The sequence below is a fragment of the Luteimonas sp. A611 genome, assembly GCF_054072715.1.
This window is the reverse complement of the sequence record NZ_JBSVRP010000002.1, coordinates 283,987-303,103: the sequence shown is the minus strand read 5'-3', so window position 1 is coordinate 303,103 and position 19,117 is coordinate 283,987. Positions and strand designations below refer to the sequence as shown.

General features: G+C 70.9%; 14 protein-coding genes. 7 read left to right on the top strand and 7 right to left on the bottom strand.

The window, feature by feature from the left end; translation table 11 throughout:
* The first annotated feature begins 49 nt into the window (after positions 1 to 49).
* From ACW5EG_RS11690 to tldD, 4 genes are read left to right on the top strand one after another with little or no spacing between them, the layout of a single operon-like run.
* Positions 50 to 685, top strand: coding sequence for a Maf family protein (locus tag ACW5EG_RS11690; protein WP_457018809.1), 636 nt, complete (start codon positions 50 to 52; stop codon positions 683 to 685).
* 5 nt (positions 686 to 690) lie between these two features.
* Positions 691 to 2,175: a ribonuclease G gene (gene rng / locus ACW5EG_RS11685; protein WP_457018810.1), complete on the top strand. Its 1,485-nt coding sequence runs from the start codon at positions 691 to 693 to the stop codon at positions 2,173 to 2,175.
* Positions 2,176 to 2,223: 48 nt separating this feature from the next.
* A complete protein-coding gene (locus ACW5EG_RS11680; RefSeq protein WP_457021561.1) occupies positions 2,224 to 6,150 on the top strand; it encodes a YhdP family protein in 3,927 nt (1,308 codons plus the stop codon).
* A gap of 56 nt (positions 6,151 to 6,206) precedes the next feature.
* On the top strand, positions 6,207 to 7,664 hold the full coding sequence (tldD, locus tag ACW5EG_RS11675; protein WP_457018812.1) for a metalloprotease TldD: 1,458 nt from the start codon (positions 6,207 to 6,209) through the stop codon (positions 7,662 to 7,664).
* 239 nt (positions 7,665 to 7,903) lie between these two features.
* Here tldD and yjgA read toward each other — a convergent pair whose 3' ends face one another.
* Positions 7,904 to 8,470: a ribosome biogenesis factor YjgA gene (gene yjgA, locus ACW5EG_RS11670; RefSeq protein ID WP_457018813.1), complete on the bottom strand. Its 567-nt coding sequence runs from the start codon at positions 8,468 to 8,470 to the stop codon at positions 7,904 to 7,906.
* Positions 8,471 to 8,487: 17 nt separating this feature from the next.
* On the opposite strand from yjgA, the gene pmbA reads away from it, so the two are divergent.
* From pmbA to ACW5EG_RS11655, 3 genes are all read left to right on the top strand, one after another.
* Positions 8,488 to 9,864 (top strand): metalloprotease PmbA, encoded by a 1,377-nt coding sequence (gene pmbA / locus ACW5EG_RS11665; protein WP_457021559.1) that lies wholly within the window; start codon positions 8,488 to 8,490, stop codon positions 9,862 to 9,864.
* A gap of 125 nt (positions 9,865 to 9,989) precedes the next feature.
* A complete protein-coding gene (locus ACW5EG_RS11660) occupies positions 9,990 to 10,346 on the top strand; it encodes a DUF4870 domain-containing protein (protein ID WP_457018815.1) in 357 nt (118 codons plus the stop codon).
* A gap of 194 nt (positions 10,347 to 10,540) precedes the next feature.
* Positions 10,541 to 10,969, top strand: a complete 429-nt coding sequence (locus tag ACW5EG_RS11655) for a DUF4870 domain-containing protein (RefSeq protein WP_457021557.1) — start codon at positions 10,541 to 10,543, stop codon at positions 10,967 to 10,969.
* A 61-nt stretch (positions 10,970 to 11,030) separates the two neighbouring features.
* On the opposite strand, the gene ACW5EG_RS11650 is transcribed toward ACW5EG_RS11655, so the two are convergent.
* The 6 genes from ACW5EG_RS11650 to dnaE all read right to left on the bottom strand — a co-directional run bounded on the left by ACW5EG_RS11650 (position 11,031) and on the right by dnaE (position 19,074).
* On the bottom strand, positions 11,031 to 11,936 hold the full coding sequence (locus tag ACW5EG_RS11650; RefSeq protein ID WP_457018817.1) for a polyprenyl synthetase family protein: 906 nt from the start codon (positions 11,934 to 11,936) through the stop codon (positions 11,031 to 11,033).
* Positions 11,923 to 12,192 (bottom strand): exodeoxyribonuclease VII small subunit, encoded by a 270-nt coding sequence (locus ACW5EG_RS11645; protein WP_457018818.1) that lies wholly within the window; start codon positions 12,190 to 12,192, stop codon positions 11,923 to 11,925. Before ACW5EG_RS11645 ends, ACW5EG_RS11650 begins: the two co-directional genes overlap by 14 nt.
* Before the next feature lie 44 nt (positions 12,193 to 12,236).
* Positions 12,237 to 13,556 (bottom strand): tRNA lysidine(34) synthetase TilS, encoded by a 1,320-nt coding sequence (tilS, locus tag ACW5EG_RS11640; protein WP_457021555.1) that lies wholly within the window; start codon positions 13,554 to 13,556, stop codon positions 12,237 to 12,239.
* A gap of 35 nt (positions 13,557 to 13,591) precedes the next feature.
* Positions 13,592 to 14,413 carry a class I SAM-dependent methyltransferase gene (locus tag ACW5EG_RS11635; protein ID WP_457021553.1) on the bottom strand — a complete coding sequence of 274 codons (822 nt, stop codon included), beginning with the start codon at positions 14,411 to 14,413 and terminating at the stop codon, positions 13,592 to 13,594.
* A 49-nt stretch (positions 14,414 to 14,462) separates the two neighbouring features.
* On the bottom strand, positions 14,463 to 15,422 hold the full coding sequence (locus ACW5EG_RS11630; protein WP_457018821.1) for an acetyl-CoA carboxylase carboxyltransferase subunit alpha: 960 nt from the start codon (positions 15,420 to 15,422) through the stop codon (positions 14,463 to 14,465).
* Between the two features lie 106 nt (positions 15,423 to 15,528).
* Positions 15,529 to 19,074 carry a DNA polymerase III subunit alpha gene (gene dnaE / locus ACW5EG_RS11625; protein WP_457021551.1) on the bottom strand — a complete coding sequence of 1,182 codons (3,546 nt, stop codon included), beginning with the start codon at positions 19,072 to 19,074 and terminating at the stop codon, positions 15,529 to 15,531.
* Positions 19,075 to 19,117 lie beyond the last annotated feature (43 nt).

The following is a 19,117-nucleotide window of genomic DNA, read 5'->3' as shown; positions in this document are numbered from 1 at the left end:
TTGAGGACGCCTCAGCTGGGGGACTGCCTGCGGCAGGTATCCTCTCCCGATGCTGCATCTCGCCTCCCAATCGCCCCGCCGACGTGAACTCCTGGCACGCCTCGGCGTGGAGTTTGGCGTCCTGGACGTCGATGTGCCCGAGCAGCGCGAGCCGGGGGAGCCGCCCGAGGACTATGTGCGCCGCGTCGCCCGTGAAAAAGCCGGCGCCGGCCTGCTCGAAGTGATGACCGTGCCCGGCGCGCTGGTGCTCGGCGCCGACACCGAGGTGGTGCTGGATGACGAGGTCTTCGGCAAGCCGCGCGATGCGGCCGACGCGGCTGCGATGCTGCGCCGCCTGTCGGGACGCTGCCACGAGGTGATTTCGGCGGTGAGCCTGGTGTCTGCCGGGCGCGAGGCGCAGGTGGTGTGTATCTCCCGGGTGGGCTTCGCGCCGCTGGACGAGCAGGATATCGCCGCCTACGTCGCCAGCGGCGAGCCGATGGGCCGCGCTGGCGCGTATGCCATCCAGGGCGGGGCGGAACGTTTCGTCAGCCGGCTGGAGGGCAGCTATTCGGGCGTGATGGGCCTGCCCTTGCACGAAACCGCCGCGCTGCTGCGCGGGTTCGGCATCGCGACCGGCTTCGCGGTGCCTGCGGCCGCCACCGGTCCGCGGGCCGCCACCACCACCGCGTCGAGCCGGGAGTAGGACGGATGTCGGAAGAGATCCTCGTCAACGTCACCCCGCGCGAAACCCGCGTGGCGGTGGTCGAGAACGGCATGCTGCAGGAGCTGCACATCGAGCGCGGCTGGCGGCGCGGCGTGGTGGGCAACATCTACAAGGGGCGCGTGCAGCGGGTGATGCCCGGCATGCAGGCGGCCTTCGTCGACATCGGGCTGGAGCGCACCGCGTTCCTGCACGCCAACGACGTGGTGCGCCCGATCCAGGTCGAGGCCATCGACGACGCGCTGCCGGCGTTGCCGCAGCCGGTGCGCCCGGTTACCGAACTGCTGCGTGACGGGCAGGAAGTGATCGTGCAGGTGGTCAAGGACCCGATCGGCAGCAAGGGCGCGCGCCTGACCACGCAGTTGAGCATTCCGTCACGCTACCTGGTGCTGCTGCCGCAGTCGCGGGTGATCGGCGTGTCGGCGCGGATCGAGGACGAGGCCGAACGGGCCCGCCTCAAGGCCATGGTCGCCGAGGCATCGACGCCGGAGGAGCCGCTCGGCTACATCGTGCGCACCAATGCCGAAGGCCAGCCGGCCGACGCGCTGGGCGAAGACCTGGCCTATCTGTCGCGGGTCTGGAACATCGTTGCCAAGCGCTCGCGCGAGGCGCTGGTGCAGACCTGCATCTACGAAGACCTGAGCCTGCCGCTGCGCGCGGTGCGCGATCTGATCCGCAAGGACGTGGAGAAGGTGAAGGTCGACTCGCGCGAGACCTTCGACCGGCTGCAGGCGTTCGTCGCCAAGTACATGCCGGTGCTGGCCGAGCGCATCGAGCTGTATACCGGCAACCGTCCGATCTTCGACCTGTACGGCGTCGAGGACGAGATCCAGCGCGCGCTGGAGAAGCAGGTGCCGCTGAAGTCCGGCGGTTATCTGGTCATCGACCAGACCGAGGCGATGACCACGGTCGACGTCAACACCGGCTCGTTCGTCGGCCAGCGCAACCTCGAGGAAACGGTGTACCGCACCAACCTCGAGGCCTCGCAGGCGGTGGCGCGGCAGCTGCGGCTGCGCAACCTGGGCGGGATCATCATCATCGACTTCATCGACATGGTCGACGACGAGCATCGCCGCCAGGTGCTGCGCACGCTGGAGAAGTCGCTGGTCAAGGACCACGCCAAGACCACGGTCTACGACTTCTCGCCGCTGGGCCTGGTGGAGATGACGCGCAAGCGCACGGTCGAGAGCCTGCAGCGCCAGCTCAGCGAGACCTGCAACGCCTGCAGCGGGCGCGGCATGGTCAAGACACCGGAGACGGTGACCTACGAGATCTTCCGCGAGATCGTGCGCGCCGTGCGCCAGTTCGAGGCCGAGCGCCTGCTGGTCATCGCCTCGCCGAACATCGTCGGGCGGATCACCGAGGAAGAGTCGGCCGCGGTGGCGGAGCTGGAGGAGTTCCTCGGCAAGAGCATCCGCTTCCAGTCCGACGAGCAGTACCTGCAGGAGCAGTTCGATGTGGTGCTGCTCTAGTCCAGGCGGCCACGATCCGCGATCGCGGAGCAGGGCGATCGGGCAGCCATGACCACGCCACTGCGACGTCGCCTGCGGCTGGCGCGCCGTGGCGTGCTGTACGCGCTGGCCGCCGTTCTGGTGCTGATGGCGCTGGTGACCGGCGCGATCAGCCGCCTGCTGCCGCTGGCCGAGCGGCATCCCGATCGCGTCGCCGCATGGCTCAGCGAGCGGGCGGGTCGCCCGGTCGCCTTCGACCGGCTGGACACGGCCTGGACGCGACGCGGCCCGCTGCTGCGCTTCGACGGCCTGCGCATCGGCGCGGGCGAGGATGCGGTGCGCATCGGCGCGGCCGAGATGCTGGTCTCGCAGTACGCGGGGCTGCTGCCGGGGCGCGCGTTCACCGAGCTGCGCCTGCGCGGCCTGCAGCTGGCCCTGGAGCGATCCGACGACGGGCGCTGGCAGGTGCGCGGCCTGCCCGGCAGCGAGCAGGCCGACGCCGATCCGCTCGCCGTGCTCGAGCGCCTAGGCGAACTGCAGGTCATTGGCGGGCAGCTGAGCGTGCATGCGCCCGCGCTTGGACTGGACACGACCCTGCCGCGCATCGACCTGCGTCTGCAGGTGGACGGCGCGCGCGTACGGGCGGCGGCGCGCGCCTGGATCAGCGAGCAGGCGCAGCCGCTGGACCTTTCGCTCGACCTGGACCGCCACCAGGGCAACGGCCAGGCCTACGCCGCGGCGCTGCGGGCCGATGTCGCGGCCTGGGCGCCGCTGCTGCGCTTCGCCGGCGCCAGCGTCGAGTCCGGAGAAGGACGCGCACAGCTGTGGCTGCAACTGCAGGACAAACGGGTCGCGCAGGTCACGCTCGACGCGGCGCTGACCGGCGTCGGCCTGCGCGGCGCGCCCATGCCCGGACAGGGCACGCCGCCGCGGCTGGCCTTCGAGCGGGTCGAGGCGCAGGCACGCTGGCGCAATTCGGCCGATGGCTGGCGCCTGGACGCGCCGCACCTGCGCCTGGGCAGCGGCGATGCACCACAGGTGCTCGACGGGCTGGTGGCAACGGGCGGTGCAGGCTTCAGCCTGCGCGCCGGACAGATCGACGGCGGTCCGCTGCTGGCACTGCTCGCACTGGGGGACCGCTTTGATCCCGGGCTGCGCCGCTGGCTGCTTGGCGCCGCGCCCGAGGCCGCCGTGCGCGACCTGTCGATCGTCCGCGACGAGCGTGGGCGCGTGCGCGCGCAGGCACGCCTGGAAGGGCTGCGCTTCGCCAGTCTGGGCGACACGCCCGGGCTCGCGGGCCTGGCGGGAACGCTGTCGGGCGACGCGCATGGCTTCGGCTTTGTCCCCGATCCCGATGCAGTGGTCCGCTTCGACTGGCCCGCCGGGTTCGGTGCGCCGCATCAGGTGAACCTGCGCGGCGAGATCGTTGGCTGGCGCGAGGGCGATGGCCTGCACGTGGGCACGCCTGCGCTGCGCGTGGAGGGCGAGGGCTATGCCGCCGACATGCGCGGCGGGGTCTGGTTCCAGAACGACGGCACGCGGCCGGTGCTGGACCTGGCGACGGTGCTCGACGAAGCGCAGGTCACGGTCGCCCGCCGCTTCTGGGTGCGCCATGTGATGCCCGATGCCGCCGAGCGCTGGCTCGATGGCGCCCTGGTGGGCGGCAGCGTGCACGACGGCCGTGCGGTGCTGCGCGGCGACTTGGACGACTGGCCGTTCAGCGCGGCCGCGGGCGGTGAATACCGCGGCCTGTTCCACGGCCAGGCGCGGCTGCACCGCGCGACCGTGCGCTTCCACAAGGACTGGCCGGCGCTGGAGGAGCTTGATGCCGTGGCCACCTTCGTCAACGACGGCTTCCGCGTGCAGGGCAACGGCACCATCGCCGGCGTGGAGGCGCGCGACATCGAGGCCAGCCTCGATCATTACTCGCAGGCGGTGCTGGATGTGCGTGCGCGCCCGGCTGGCGATGCCGGCAAGGTGCTCGCGCTGCTGCAGCGTAGCCCGCTGCGCCGGGGCATCGAAGATACGCTCGACAGTCTCTCCGCCGCAGGACCCTTGGCGGCCACCTTCGCGCTGACGCTGCCGCTCCACGGCAGCCCGCGTGCGCGCCCCAGCGTGAGCGGCGAAGTCGACCTGCGTGGCGTGACGCTGGGCGATGCGCGATGGAAGCTGGAGCTGCAGCAGGTGCGCGGCCTGGCGCGCTACGACCGGCACGGCTTCCGCGGCGACGGGCTGTCGGCCGTGCGCGACGGCAGGGCGTCGGCCCTGTCGTTGCGGGCGGGGCTGGGCCACGTGCGCGATGCCGCTTCGTCATTCGAGGCCGAGCTCGCGGCACCGCTCTCGGCCGAGGAGCTGCTGCAGCAGGTGCCCCGCCTGGCGTGGCTGTCCCCGTACGTTGACGGCCGCTCGCGCTGGCAGGTCGGCGTGGCGGTCGCGCGGGCCACGCGCCCGGGCGAGGCCGCCACCACCCGGCTGCAGCTGCGCTCCAACCTGGTCGGTACCGCCCTGGACCTGCCCGCGCCGCTGCGCAAGCCGGCCGCCGACGCGTTGCCGACGACGGTCACCGCGACCCTGCCGCTGGAAAACGCGGACGTCGCGGTCACGATGGGCAACCGGCTTGCGCTGCGCGCGCGCACAACGCCGGCGGGCACGGGCGTCCGCGTGCTGCTGGGCGCCTCGTCGGTGGCGGATCCGCCGCCGGCGTCGGGCCTGGTGGTGGGTGGCAGTACGCCGGAACTCGATGCAATGGGCTGGACCGCGCTCGCCACGGGAGCCAGCGGCGAAGGCGAGGGCGACAGCGCCTTGCCGCTGCGCGGCGTCGACGTGGAGGTTGCAAACCTGCGCCTGCTCGGCACGGGCTTTCCGCGGACCCGTATGCGCGTGTCCCAGGACGCGGCTGCGACGCAGGTGCGGTTCGACGGGGCCGCACTGGCCGGCGCGCTGCAGATTCCGCGCGGGCCGCGCGGCGCGGTCAGCGGGCGCTTCGAGCGCCTGCACTGGCAGCCGGCCTCGCCGCTGTCGGCCGCGCAGCCGGCTGGCGCGGCAAGCGTCGCCTCGGCGGAGGCATTGACGTCGTCGGCGGCAGCGACGGCCCAGGCGCCGGCGACACCCGCACGCGACGATGTCGATCCGTCCAGGGTGCCCGCCCTGCAGCTGGACGTGGAGGACTTCCGTTTCGGCACGCTTGCGCTTGGGCGGCTCGAACTGCGCACCCGCGCCAGCGCCGCCGGGCTGGAGATCGAGCGCCTGCAGACGCGTTCGCCCAGCCAGCGGCTGGACGCGGTTGGCGCATGGACCGGCCGCGGCGCAGCCGCGCGCACGCAGCTGCGCGTGGATGCCGAGAGCCGCGATTTCGGCGAACTGATGGCCGGACTGGGTTTTGGCAGCAGCATCGCCGGTGGCGACGGTCGCCTGCGCTTCGAGGCCGAATGGCCGCGCAGCCCGGCTGATTTCGGGCTTGGTGCGATCCGGGGCGAGCTGTCGCTGGCGATCAAGGATGGACACCTGGTCGAGGTCGAGCCCGGCGCGGGCCGCGTGCTGGGGCTGCTCGGCGTGGCCCAGCTGCCGCGGCGGCTGATGCTCGATTTCCGCGACTTCTTCTCGAAGGGTTTCGCCTTCGACCGGATCGGCGGCAGCGTGCGCTTTGCCGCTGGCACCGCGCGCAGCGACGACATGGCCATCGACGGGCCCGCCGCCGAGATCCGCATGCGCGGGCGCAGCGACCTGCGCGCGCAGACCCACGACCAGACCATCGAGGTGCATCCCCGCACCGGCAACCTGTTGCCCGCGGTCGGCGCGATCGCCGGTGGTCCGGTGGGCGCTGCGGTCGGCGCGGTGGCCAATGCGATGCTCAAGCGCCCGCTGGGCGAGATGAACGCGCGCACCTACCGCGTGACCGGTCCGTGGAAGGATCCGAAGGTGGAGGTGGTCGAAGGCGAATCCGCGCCGCAGGCCGCCGCGGCGCCGCCTGCACTCCCATCCTCGCGCGGCCACTGACACGCGGCGACCGGCCCCGGACTTGCGATCGGCGCCCCAACCCCCAGACTGCGCGCATGGACAACACCGATTCCGCACTCACTCTCGCCCAGTCGCGCCTGCTGCTGCCGGCCGGCCTCGACGCACCGCAGCTCGACCGCATGTTCGGCACCCTGCTCGGGCCCGGCATCGACTTCGGCGACCTGTACTTCCAGCATTCGCGGCGCGAGAGCTGGAGCGTGGAGGACGGCATCGTCAAGGACGGCGCGCACTCGATCGAACAGGGCGTGGGCGTGCGCGCGATCAGCGGCGAGAAGACCGGCTTCGCCTATTCCGACGACATCAACGGCGAGGCATTGCTGGAAGCAGCGAATTCTGCGCGCGCAATCGCGCGCGACGGCACCACGCGCATGCCGCAGGGCCTGGCCGTGGCGCGGCGCGGTGGCGGCGGCCTGTATCCGGCGCGCGATCCGGTCGATGCGATGGACAACGCCGACAAGGTCGAAGCGCTGCGCCATATCGACCGTATCCTGCGTGCCGCCGACCCGCGCGTGAAGCAGGTGATGGTCGGCCTGACCGGCGGCGTCGACACCGTGCTGGTCGCGCGCAGCGACGGCGTGCTCGCCGGCGACGTGCGTCCGCTGGTGCGGCTCAACGTGCAGGTGATCGTCGAGCAGGGCGGGCGCCGCGAGAGCGGCTATGCCGGTTACGGCGGGCGCTACGGTTACGACGTGTTGCTGGCCGACGGCCGCCCCGAGGAGTTCGCGCGCGAGGCGCTGCGCCAGGCGCTGGTCAACCTCGAGGCCATCGATGCGCCGGCCGGCAACATGCCGGTGGTGCTGGGCAACGGCTGGCCGGGCGTGCTGCTGCACGAGGCGGTGGGCCATGGCCTGGAAGGCGACTTCAACCGCAAGGGCACCAGCACCTACGCCGGACGCATGGGCCAGCGCGTGGCCGCGCCGGGCGTAACCATCGTCGACGACGGCACGCTGGACGGCCGCCGCGGCTCGCTCAACGTCGACGACGAGGGCACGCCCACGCGCTGCACCACCCTGATCGAGGACGGCGTGCTCACCGGCTACATGCAGGACACGCTCAACGCGCGGCTGATGGGCGTGGCGCCGACCGGCAACGGCCGCCGCGAATCCTTCGCCCACCTGGTGATGCCGCGCATGACCAATACCTACATGCTGGCCGGCACCCACGAGCGCGAGGAGATGATCCGCTCGGTCAAGCGCGGCCTGTATGCGGTCAACTTCGGCGGCGGCCAGGTCGACATCACCAGCGGCAAGTATGTGTTCTCCGCCACCGAGGCCTATCTCATCGAGGACGGGAAAATCACCGCGCCGGTCAAGGGCGCGACCCTGATCGGCAACGGACCGGAAACCATGCAGCGCGTGACCATGGTCGGCAACGACCTGGCGCTCGACGAGGGCGTGGGCACCTGCGGCAAGGACGGCCAGAGCGTACCCGTCGGCGTCGGCCAGCCCTCGCTGCTGGTCTCGCAGGTCACGGTGGGCGGGACGAAGGCGTGAGCGAAGGCGTGTGCGGCGCGACGCGCGACCGTTGTCATCCCGAGCGCAGCGAGGGATCTCGCGCCATCATCAATGCAGATGCTGCAGCTGACGGCAACCAGGGTGCCCGTCATTCCAGCGAAAGCTGGAGGTGCTTCTCGACAGCCAGATGGTTGCGCATCCATTCGGGCTCGTCCTGGCCTGCCGCGCGTAGGCGGAAAGCAACATGGATTCCAGCGTTCGCTGGAATGACGGCCGTATCAGGCGTCGTCGAGCTCTTCGTTGCCGCCCTCGGCAGGCGCGTCGTCGCCTGCCAGCAACAGTTGGCGGAGCTCGCGGAACAGTTCCCGAAGCGCGCGCGGCGGCTTGTTGCGCGCCCGGTCGTCCAGCGCACCGCGCACCAGCTGGCGCAGCTTCTGCCGGTCGGCCTGCGGATGTGCGTCCAGCAGTTCGGCCAGCGCAGCATCGCCTTCGTCCAGCAGCCGGTCGCGCCAGCGCTCGATACGGTGCAGCAGCGCGGTTTCCTGCCTGGCGGCCTCGCCGCCGGCGTCGAGCGCGTCGCGGATCGCATCCAGCACCTCGTCGTCCTCGCGCCGCATCTGCTTGGCCAGGAACGCCAGCTGGCGCTTGTGGGCGATGTGCGAGCGGATGCGCCGCGTTTCGGCGATGTGCGGCAGCAGGTGCTCGGGCACCGGCAGCTTTGCCAGCCGCCCCGGTTCAAGTTCGGTGAGCCTGTCCGCAAGCGCCAGCACGTCCAGGGCCTCGCGACGCTGCTGGCTGCGGCTGGGCGACAGGAACTCGCCGGTGTCGTCGTCCTTTCCTCTCATCGCATCAGGATAATCCATTGAACAGCGTTGCCGTGCCCGTGACCGAAGACGACAGCCCCGAGCGCCTGCAGCGGCTTGAGGTGCTGGCCGCGCGCCTGCTCGATGCCTGCCGCGCGCAAGGCGCCAGCCAGGCCGAGGTGTCGTGTTCGGAGGAGCGCGGCCTGAGCGTCGGCGTGCGCATGGGCGAGGCCGAGACCGTGGAATCCACGCGCGACCGCGGCATCGGCGTGACCGTGTACTTCGGCCAGCGCAAGGGCAGCGCCAGCACCGCCGACCTGCGCGAGTCCAGCCTCCAGGCCACCGTGGACCAGGCCTGCGCGATCGCGAAGTTCACCGAGGACGACGCCGCCGCCGGCCTCGCGGATGCAGAGCTGATGGCAAGGCCCGGCCCGGACGGCTGGCCCGATTTCGACGACTGGCATCCCTGGGCGCTCGATGCCGACCGCGCGGTGGATCTCGCGCTTGCCTGCGAGGCGGCGGGGCGCGAGGTCGACGCGCGCATCGGCAACTCCGACGGCGCCTCGGTCAGCACCAGCGCAGCGCTGAGCGTGTATGCCAATTCGCACGGTTTCGTCGGCAGCGAGCGCAGCTCGCACCACAGCATCGGCTGCGCGCTGATTGCCGGCAGCGGCGAGGACATGCAGCGCGACGGCTGGTACAGCTTCGCCCTCGCCGAGGACGATCTGGAAGCGCCGGCCGCGATCGGCCGCAGGGCGGCGCAGCGCGCGCTGGCGCGGCTGCAGCCCCGCAGCGTCCCGACCGGCGAATACGCGGTGCTGTTCCCCTCGGAAGTGGCGCGCTCGCTGGTCGGTCATCTGCTTGGCGCCATCTCGGGTGGCGCGCTGTACCGTCGCGCCAGCTTCCTGCTCGACAGCGCGGGCACGCAGCTGTTCCCGGACTGGTTCTCCATCCACGAAGACCCGACCCTGCGCCGCGGCCTGCGTTCGGGCGCCTGGGACAGCGAGGGCGTGGCGACGCGCGCCTCGCCGCTGGTCGAAGGCGGCGTGCTGCAGCGCTACGTGCTGGGCAGCTATTCGGCGCGCAAGCTGGGCTTGCAGACCACGGGCAACGCCGGCGGCGTGCACAACCTGCAGGTCGGCGCCAATGCGGGCGATTTCGACGCGCTGCTGCGCGGCATGGGCCGCGGCCTGGTGGTGACCGAGCTGATGGGACAGGGCGTGAACAACGTCACCGGCGATTATTCGCGCGGCGCGGCCGGCTTCCTGGTCGAGAACGGCGAGATCGTGCATCCGGTCGACGGGATCACCATTGCCGGCCACCTGCGCGAGATGTTCCAGGCGATCGAGGCGGTGGGCGACGACGCCGATCCGCGTTCGCACATCCGCACCGGGTCGATCCTGCTGGGCCGCATGACGGTGGCTGGCGGGGATTGACGCTATGCTACGGCCGCAAGGGGGCGGGGGCCTGGTTGACCTGACGTGATGTCGCGTAGGCCTTGCACATGGCCGAAAAACCACCCCCACCCGGTTTTTCCTTCCACCAGCCCAGGGGATACGAAATGAGCGATACCAATCCAGTCCACGGCGCCGCCAGCCAGGACGACCGCACCGTTGCGATGCTGACCCATCTGTCCGGCATCATCCTCGGCTTCATCGTGCCGCTGGTGGTCTGGCTGATCAACAAGGACAAGCCCGATCGCGGTTTCCTGCTCAGCCAGTCCAAGGAAGCGCTCAACTTCCAGATCACGCTGCTGTTCGGCTACATCATCGGCATGGTCCTGTCGATCATCCTGATCGGTGCGCTGCTGAACTTCCTGCTGTGGATCGTCTGCATCATCTTCAGCATCATCGCCGGCCTGGCCGCGAACAAGGGCGAGGACTACCGCTATCCGTTCGCCATCCGCCTGATCAACTGATCGGGCCCGGGGTCAGGGTCGTTTCCTGGGCCGGTGCTGGAGCATCGGCAGGAAATTCCTGACCCTGTTTTCCAGGTCTTGCGCCCGGGTTTTCCGGCGCCGGTAGCCCATCAGTTGGGTTGAGTTCGCGACCGTGGATCGCATCATCAGTTGTGCGCCGGACGGTTTCCGGCCGGAGGCGGACGATGAATGCCATGTTGAATCGTGAAGACGCGTCGCTGGCCGATCGTCAGTGGGCCGTGGCCGCGCACGTGGCCGCGCTGACGCTTGCGCTGCTCACCAGCTGGACCGCCGGGTTCGCCGGCATGCTGGCCGCCGGTGCGATCTGGCTGCTCAAGCGCGACCAATCGCCGTTCGCCGCCGCGCACGCGCGGGAGGCGTTCAACTTCAACCTGAGCATGTTCCTGTATGCCTGCGCGGTCTGCCTGGTCGGCGTGCTGCTGCTGGGCGCAACCGTGCTGACTCTCGGCCTGGGCCTGATCCTGACCCTGCCGGTGGGCCTGGTGCTGCTGGTGGCCGTCGGCGCGATCGCGGTGATGTGGCTGGTGTGCAGCGTGGTGGCTGCGGTCCGGGCCTGGAACGGCGAGGACTACCGCTATCCGCTGACGCTGCGGCTGCTCTGACCCCGGCCCATCGGCGAGCGTTGGGGAGGTCGGGCTTTACGGCGCTCGTGCAAACAGAGGCTCAGTAGTCGCGTTCGATCGTGCGGCGGGCGAGCGCGGCCAGCGCGGCGGTATCGCCCGGCACTGCGGTGAGCGCCTGCTGCATCTGCCGCGCAAGCTCGTCCAGGCGCGCGCGTGAGGCCTCCGCGCCGATCAGCGCGGGGAAGGTGGCCTTGTCCTGGGCGACGTCCTTGCCGGCGGTCTTGCCCAGGGTCGCACTGTCGCCTTCGATGTCGAGCAGGTCGTCGCGGATCTGGAAGGCCAGGCCCAGCGCCTGGGCGAACCTGTCCAGCGCCTGGCGCGCACTCGCATCTGCCTCCGCTGTGAGTGCGCCAAGACGCACCGCAGCGCGCAGCAGTGCGCCGGTCTTCATCGAGTGCAGGCGCTCCAGCGCATCGACCTGGATCGATGCGCCGGTCGCGGCCAGGTCGAAGGCCTGCCCGCCGCACATGCCCGCCGCGCCTGCCGCGCCGGCCAGCTCCGCAATCATGGCCACGCGCGCGTCGGCCGTGGCCGGCGCACCTGCCAGCAGCGAAAACGCCAGCGCCTGCAGCGCGTCGCCGGCGAGGATGGCGGTGGCTTCGTCGAAGGCCACGTGCACGGTGGGCTGGCCGCGGCGCAGTGCGTCGTCGTCCATCGCCGGGAGGTCGTCGTGCACCAGCGAATAGGCGTGCACCAGCTCGACTGCGGCGGCCGCCGCATCGAGCTGGTCCTCACGTGCACCGCAGGCGTGGCCGGCCGCGTACGCAAGCAGCGGCCGCATGCGCTTGCCGCCGAGCAGGACCGCGTGCCGCATGGCCGCGAGCAGGCGCGGCTCCGTGCCGCCCTCCAGGTCGTCGAGTGCCGCAGCAAGCGCGATATCGACGCGGTTGCGCCAGCGGGCGAGGGTAGCCTCGAGCCCCGGCCCGCCAGCCTCAGGCGTCGCCATCGAGGCCGGGGAAGGGTTCGGCCCGCTCCGGCGCTTCGGGGTCGGTGAGCAGGCGCACGCGCAGTTCGGCCTGCTCCAGCGCCTGCTGGCAGCTGCGGTACAGGCCCACGCCACGCTCGTAGGCGGTCAGCGACTCCTCCAGGCTCATCTCGCCGTGCTCCATCTTCTCGACCAGTTGCTCGAGCTGGTCGAGCGAGGTTTCGAAGGCGGCGACGGGGGAGGTGTCGGAAGCAGCGGAATTGGCGTTCTGGCCCATGGGTGAAGTGTAAGCCAGGCGCCGGTGGCCGGCATCTGCGGTCGTCAGATGGGGGCTGTCCAGCGCAGGTGGCGCCCGCTGGCGCGCAGCCAGCTGTCGAACGGCGCCGAAAACGCGATGTCGCCCGCCGCGAGCAGCGCGCCGTCCCGGTCCGACAGCAGCGGCAGGCGTTCCCGCGCCCACGGCGGCACGCCCAGGTCCTGCAGTACGTGCTTGAGGGCGTGCGAGTGGCTGCGGCCGGGCAGGGTGATGCGCTCGCCGCCGCTGCGCAGGTGCACCAGGAAAGGCGGGGCCGCGATCCCGACGGCGTCGAAAGTCTCGTTCGGCGCCAGCCCGGGCTCGAGCGCGAGTTCTCCGTTGTCCCAGGCCAGGGGCGCCGTGCCGTCCCAGGCAAGTGCGGCGGGAATGGCCGCGCTCGGGACTGGCCCGGCCCGGAGCAGGTCGCGCCAGCGGCGGATCACTGCGCCATGCCAGGCGAACTGCCCGCGAGGATCCTGTCCGTCATCGAGCAGCCGCGCGACCTGCGCGACACCACGGGCCGGCAGCGGCGGCAGCCCGAGTTCGTCCACCCAGCGCCGCAGCACCCGCGCCTGTCTTGCTGCCGGCAGCACGGCCAGCGGCATCGCATGCAGGCAGCGCGGATCCGCTGTGCGCAGGGTCGCCAGCGCCTGCGCGTCGGGCTCTTCCAGCAGGACCGAGGTCTCGCGCTGCAGCCGGGCGGCCTGCGCGAACGCGTCGCCGGCATGCGGCCAGCGCGTGCGCAGCAGCGGCATTACCTGTCTGCGCAGGAAATTGCGGTCGTGCGCTTCGCTGTCGTTGGACGGATCCTCGATCCAGTGCAGGTCGTGCGCGCGCGAATGTTCGAGCAGGCGCGCGCGCGGGATGTCGAGCAATGGTCGCCACATCCAGCCGCGTCCGAACCGGCGCCAGGGCCGCATCGCGGCAAGCCCGTCGACGCCGGAGGCGCGCAGCGCCCGCAGCAGGAACGTCTCGGCCTGGTCGTCCAGATGATGTCCGAGCACCAGCACCTCGTCGCTGCGCAGCGTGGATTCGAACGCTGCGTGGCGCGCGGCACGCGCCGCGGCCTCCAGTCCGCTGCCGCCGTCGCGGGCCACCTCGACTCGAACCACGTCGAGCGCCACCTCGAGATCGCCACAGGTGCCCGCGCAGTGCCGCGCCCACGCATCGGCGTCGCGATGGAGTCCGTGATGGATATGGATGGCACGCAGTCCGCGCTGCCGCACGCTGGGGTCGGCGGCCAGCAGGTGCAGCAATGCGCCCGAGTCCATCCCACCGCTGTAGCCCACCAGCAGCGGTCGTGCGCGCGGCGGCGGCGGCAGGGCGAGGGCGGCGTTGCCTGGCATGGCGCGTTCGGGGATGGTTTGGCGCGTGCCGTCGGTCAGGCGCCGTGCGCAGCCACGGCGACGGACGGCTTGCGGGCGATCAGCGCGATCGAATCGTGGCGGGTGTCGTCATGGATGCGTGCGCCGTCAAGGTCGTAGGCCTCGACATCCGCGGCGAAACCCGCGTCCACCAGCTGCCGGCGCTGCTGCTCCAGGGTCACGTAGTACAGCATCGTGCCGTAGTCGTGGCAGACGTCGTTGATCACGGCGTAGTCCTGGGCGTGCACCTCGAGCGGGCGGAAGCGGCGGCGGTTGCGCAGGCGCGTCATGGTGTCCCGCGCGAGCCGCGCCGAGCGCACCAGCAGGCGCAGCGGATGCGCCGACCACTGCAGCGTCGGGAAACGGAAGCCGCGGCGGTACTCGGGCGAGTTGCGGTTGTGGGTGGAGAACACGAACACGCCGCCCGGCTGCAGCACGCGGTGGACCTCGCGCAGGATCCGCAGCCGGTCCTCGTGCGAGACCATGCCGATGCCGTTGCAGCTGAACACCGCCAGGAACACCGATCCGTCGGCCACCTGCGCCAGTGCGCGCGCGTCGGCGTGCTCGAAGCGCACGCCCGGGAAGCGACGACGGCAGGCGGTGACCATGTCCGCGCTGTAGTCGATGCCGGTGTAGTCGTCGCTGATGTGGCGCAGCGCCTCGACCGTGCGTCCCCCGCCCACCCCGATGTCCAGGATCGGCCTGCCGCGCGCCTCGTCGGCGATGCGGGCGAGGCACGCCTGCTCGGCCGGGCTCAGCCCCCACGGGCGCGCGTAGTGCGCGACCACCGACGCGTCGGTCATCGTGCGCATGTTGATGCTGTCGACCGATTCGACCACGGCCCTCCCCCCTGTTGTCCGCCCCGCGTCCGCCGTCGGCGGACGGCCGTCAGGCGTTGTCGTAGGCACCATAGCCGCGCAGGCGGCGGTAGCGTTGCTCGACCAGTTCGTCGAGCGGCAACTGCTGCAGCGCGTCGAGTTCGTTGAGCAGCACGCTCTTGAGCCGGATCGCGGTCTGGCGCGGATTGCGGTGGGCGCCGCCGATCGGCTCACGCACCACCTTGTCGACCAGCTTCAGGCCGTGCAGGCGGCGGGCGGTCAGGCCGAGCTGTTCGGCCGCATCGCGCGCCTTGCCCGCGTCCTTCCACAGGATCGAGGCGCAGCCCTCCGGCGAGATCACCGAATAGGTGCTGTACTCGAGCATGAGGGTGCGGTCGCCCACGCCGATCGCCAGCGCGCCGCCGGAGCCGCCTTCGCCGATCACGGTGCAGATGATCGGTGTCCTGAGCTCGGCCATTTCCATCAGGTTGCGGGCGATGGCCTCGGATTGGCCGCGCTCCTCGGCGCCGATGCCCGGATACGCACCGGGCGTGTCGATGAAGGTCAGCAGCGGCAGCTTGAAGCGCTCGGCCATCTTCATCAGGCGCAGCGCCTTGCGGTAGCCCTCGGGGCGCGGCATGCCGAAGTTGCGGCGTACCTTGGCCTTGGTGTCGCGGCCCTTCTGGTGCCCAATGATCACCACCGGCCGGCCGTTGATTCGGCCCAGCCCGCCCACGATCGCGGGGTCGTCGGCATAGGCGCGGTCACCGGCCAGCTCCTCGAACCCGTCGCAGAACACCTTGATGTAGTCCAGCGTGTACGGACGCATCGGATGCCGCGCCAGCTGCGAGACCTGCCAGGGGCTGAGGTCGCGGAAGATGTGCGCGGTGCGCTTGCGCAGCTTGTCGCGCAGCGCGTGGATTTCGGTGTCGATGTTGACCGCCGGGCCGTTGCTGGCCTGGCGCAGTTCGTGGATCTTGGCCTCGAGGTCCGCGATCGGCTGTTCGAAGTCGAGGTAGTTGGGATTCATGCCCGGGACTGCTGCAGGGAAGCGGAAAGTCTAGCCGACTGGGCCGCCCGCCACCGTACCCGGGCGTCCGGACGGCGCCGCAGGCCGCCAGGCGGGGCTGCCCGGGCTAGCTGAGCCAGGGGCGCTGCAGCGACAGCCGCACCTGGCGCACGCCGGGCAGGCTGCGCAGGGTGGACGGCAGGTCGGCCGCCACGCGCACCCCGTGGCCGCCGTTGACATCCAGCTTGCCGGCCGAGCCCGATGGCAGGAGCAGCTCGTAGCGCAGCGGCGTGCGGCCGGGCCGGTGCTGCGAGAACAGCGATTCCACCCGGTCCATGGCGCCCGCCACGCGCAGGTCGAGCTGCAGCGCGAGGCCTTGGGCGTTCTGCGCGCAGACCTGCTCGAAATCCCAGCAGCGGCGCGCGCGCAGGGCGAAGCCGCCGCTGAACTCGTCCTCGCGCAGCCCGCCCTCGATGATCAGGATGCGGTCGCGGGTGAGCAGGGCGGCGTTGCTGAAGTATTCCTCGGCGAAGAACGCGCACTCCAAGCGCCCGCGCCCGTCCTCGATCTGGACGAAGGCCTGCGAGTCGCCGCGCTTGCGCATCGCCAGCACCTGGCCGGCGACGATCACCGTGGTTTCCGGGCGCCAGCCGCGCGATTCGGATTCCGAGCGCCCCGCCCACAGCTGGTCGAGCTGGCCGAGATCGTGGCCGACCAGGGACTGCAGCTCTTCGCGGTAGGGATCGAGCGGATGGCCGCTCAGGTAGTGGCCGAGCGTGTCGCGCTCGCCGTCGAGCTTCTGCTTGAGCGGCCATTCCTCGCACACCGGCAGCTCGATCTGGATATCGGCCGCGCCGCCGCCACCGAACATGTCGAACATGCCGGCGGCGCGGTTGCGCGCCATCTGGTCGGTGGCCTTGAGCACCTCGGGCAACTGCAGCATCAGCGAGGCACGGTTGGACGCCAGCGCGTCGAGCGCGCCGCCCTGGATCAGCGCTTCGAGCGTGCGCCGGTTGAGCTTGGTCGAGTCGATGCGCTTGCAGAAGTCGTACAGGTCGGCGTAGCCCGTACCGCGCGCTTCCACGATCGCCTCGCAGGCGCCGCGGCCGACGCCCTTCACCGCGCCCAGGCCGTAGCGGATGGTGCGGCGCCGGCCCTGCGCGTCTTCGCCGCCGTCGATGGCCTCGAACATGTGGGTCGAGGCGTTCACGTCGGGCGGCCGCACGGTCAGGCCCATGACCTTGGCCTCGTTGAGGAAGCCGACCACCTTGTCGGTGTTGTCCATGTCGCTGGACAGCACCGCGGCCATGAACTCGGCCGGGTAGTGCACCTTCAGCCACGCGGTCTGGTAGGCCACCAGCGCGTAGGCGGCCGAGTGCGACTTGTTGAAGCCGTACTCGGCGAACTTCTCCATCAGGTCGAAGATCTGGGTCGCGGTGCGCGCGTCGACGCCGTTGGCCGCGGCGCCGGCCTCGAACTTGGCGCGCTCCTTGGCCATCTCCTCGGGCTTCTTCTTGCCCATCGCGCGGCGCAGCAGGTCGGCGCCACCGAGCGAGTAGCCGGCCAGGACCTGGGCGATCTGCATCACCTGTTCCTGGTACACGATCACGCCATAGGTCGGCTTGAGCACATGCTCCAGCGCCGGGTGCGGATAGCTGACTTCCTCGATCCCGTGCTTGCGGTCGCACCATTGCCTGTCCATCCCCGAGCCCAGCGGGCCCGGGCGGAACAGGGCGGCCAGCGCGATGATGTCCTCGAACGTATCGGGTTTGGCGCGCTTGAGCAGCTCGCGCATGCCGCGCGATTCGAACTGGAACACCGCCACGGTGTCGCCGCGCGCGAACAGCTCGTAGCTGGCCGTATCGTCGAGCGGCAGCGCGTCGATCTCGAGCGGCGCCTCGCCCGCGGCTTCGCGGCGCGCGTTGATCGCCTTCACCGCCCAATCGATGATGGTCAGCGTGCGCAGGCCGAGGAAGTCGAACTTCACCAGGCCCACCGCTTCGACGTCGTCCTTGTCGAACTGGGTGACCGGGTTGCGGCCGCGGCCTTCGACGTCGTGTTCGGCGAACAGCGGGCAGAAGTCGCTCAGCGGACTCGGCGCGATCACCACGCCGCCGGCGTGCTTGCCGGCGTTGCGGGTCAGGTCCTCGAGCTGCAGCGCGAGGTCGACCAGGTCGCGGACGTCGTCCTCATCCTGGTAGCGCTGCCTGAATTCGGCGACCACGTAGCTGTCGTTCTTCTGCGCGCGCTTGCTGCGCCCGATCGCATCCTCCAGCGACAGCGGGTCGGCCGGCTGCAGCGGGATCAGCTTGGACAGGCCGTCGACGAAGCCGTATGGATGGCCGAGCACGCGGCCCACGTCGCGCAGCACCGCCTTCGCCGCCATCGTGCCGTAGGTGATGATCTGGCTGACGCGGTCGCGGCCGTATTTCGCGGCGACGTAGTCGATCACCTCGTCGCGGCGGTCCATGCAGAAGTCGATGTCGAAGTCGGGCATCGACACGCGTTCGGGATTGAGGAAGCGCTCGAACAGCAGGTCGTAGGGCAGCGGGTCCAGGTCGGTGATGCCCAGCGCCCAGGCGACCAGCGAGCCGGCCCCCGAACCACGGCCGGGACCGACCGGGATCCCGTGCTGCTTGGCCCAGTTGATGAAGTCGGCCACGATCAGGAAGTAGCCGGGGAAGCCCATCGAGATGATGACGTCCAGCTCGCTTTCCAGGCGCGCGTCGTAGCTCTCGCGGGTGTGTCCCGGCGCAAGCGGGTACTTCTGCAGCCGGGCCGCCAGTCCGTCGCGCGCTTCGCGGCGGGTCCAGCTGTCGAGCGTCTCGTCGTCGGGCACCGGGAAGGCGGGCAGGTAGTACGTGCCCAGCCGCAGCTCCAGGTTGCAGCGCTGCGCCAGCGCGACCGTGTTGTCGATCGCGTCGGGCAGGTCGGCGAACAGTTCCGCCATCTCCTCGCTGGACTTCAGGTACTGGCCCGGCGCGTAGTCCTTGGGCCGCTTGGGATCGTCGAGCACGCGGCCCGAGGAGATGCAGACGCGTGCCTCGTGTGCCTCGAAGCCGTCCGCGTCGAGGAAACGCACGTCGTTGCTGGCCAGCACCGGGATCCCGCGCGCGCTGGAGGCCTGCAGGGCGAAACCGTTGAACTCGGCTTCGCCGTCCAGGCCGCAGCGGGTGAGTTCCAGGAAACAGTCTTCGCCATAGACGCGCTGCAGGTCAGCCAGCGCCTGGCCGGCGAGGTCGTCGCGGCGCCCGGCAACCAGCTGTCCAGCGCGGCTGTGGCGACCGGCCAGGGCGAACAAGCCGGTGGCGTCGTCTGCCAGCCACTCCGGCCGCACCACCACGCCATCGTGGCGGTGGCCCTGCATCCAGGCCCGGGTGAGCAGGCGCGACAGCGACAGGTAGCCGGCGTGGTCGCGGCACAGCAGGGTCAGTAGCCAGGCCGGTTCGGTGCCGTCGGCGACCAGCACGTCGGCGCCGGCGACTGGCTTGATTCCGGCGCCCTCCGCTGCACGGTAGAACTTCACCAGCGAAAACAGGTTGTTGCGGTCCGTGATCGCGACCGAAGGCTGGCCGAGCGCCGCGCAGCGCTTGACCAGATCCGGAATGCGGATCGTCGAGTCAGCCAGCGAATACTCGCTGCGGAGGTGGAGATGGACGAAGCGGGAGGACATCGCGGCCGGGCCAGGCGGGCAGCGGCAGGGTAGGTGCCGCGGG

Coding starts and splice junctions, on each gene's coding strand:
- ACW5EG_RS11650 (WP_457018817.1), bottom strand. CDS start 11,936: ATGGCGACGCCTGAGGCTGGCGGGCCGGGGCTCGAGGCTACCCTCGCC.
- rng (WP_457018810.1), top strand. CDS start 691: ATGTCGGAAGAGATCCTCGTCAACGTCACCCCGCGCGAAACCCGCGTG.
- dnaE (WP_457021551.1), bottom strand. CDS start 19,074: ATGTCCTCCCGCTTCGTCCATCTCCACCTCCGCAGCGAGTATTCGCTG.
- tilS (WP_457021555.1), bottom strand. CDS start 13,556: ATGCCAGGCAACGCCGCCCTCGCCCTGCCGCCGCCGCCGCGCGCACGA.
- ACW5EG_RS11630 (WP_457018821.1), bottom strand. CDS start 15,422: ATGAATCCCAACTACCTCGACTTCGAACAGCCGATCGCGGACCTCGAG.
- ACW5EG_RS11680 (WP_457021561.1), top strand. CDS start 2,224: ATGACCACGCCACTGCGACGTCGCCTGCGGCTGGCGCGCCGTGGCGTG.
- ACW5EG_RS11655 (WP_457021557.1), top strand. CDS start 10,541: ATGTTGAATCGTGAAGACGCGTCGCTGGCCGATCGTCAGTGGGCCGTG.
- ACW5EG_RS11645 (WP_457018818.1), bottom strand. CDS start 12,192: ATGGGCCAGAACGCCAATTCCGCTGCTTCCGACACCTCCCCCGTCGCC.
- yjgA (WP_457018813.1), bottom strand. CDS start 8,470: ATGAGAGGAAAGGACGACGACACCGGCGAGTTCCTGTCGCCCAGCCGC.
- tldD (WP_457018812.1), top strand. CDS start 6,207: ATGGACAACACCGATTCCGCACTCACTCTCGCCCAGTCGCGCCTGCTG.
- ACW5EG_RS11690 (WP_457018809.1), top strand. CDS start 50: ATGCTGCATCTCGCCTCCCAATCGCCCCGCCGACGTGAACTCCTGGCA.
- ACW5EG_RS11660 (WP_457018815.1), top strand. CDS start 9,990: ATGAGCGATACCAATCCAGTCCACGGCGCCGCCAGCCAGGACGACCGC.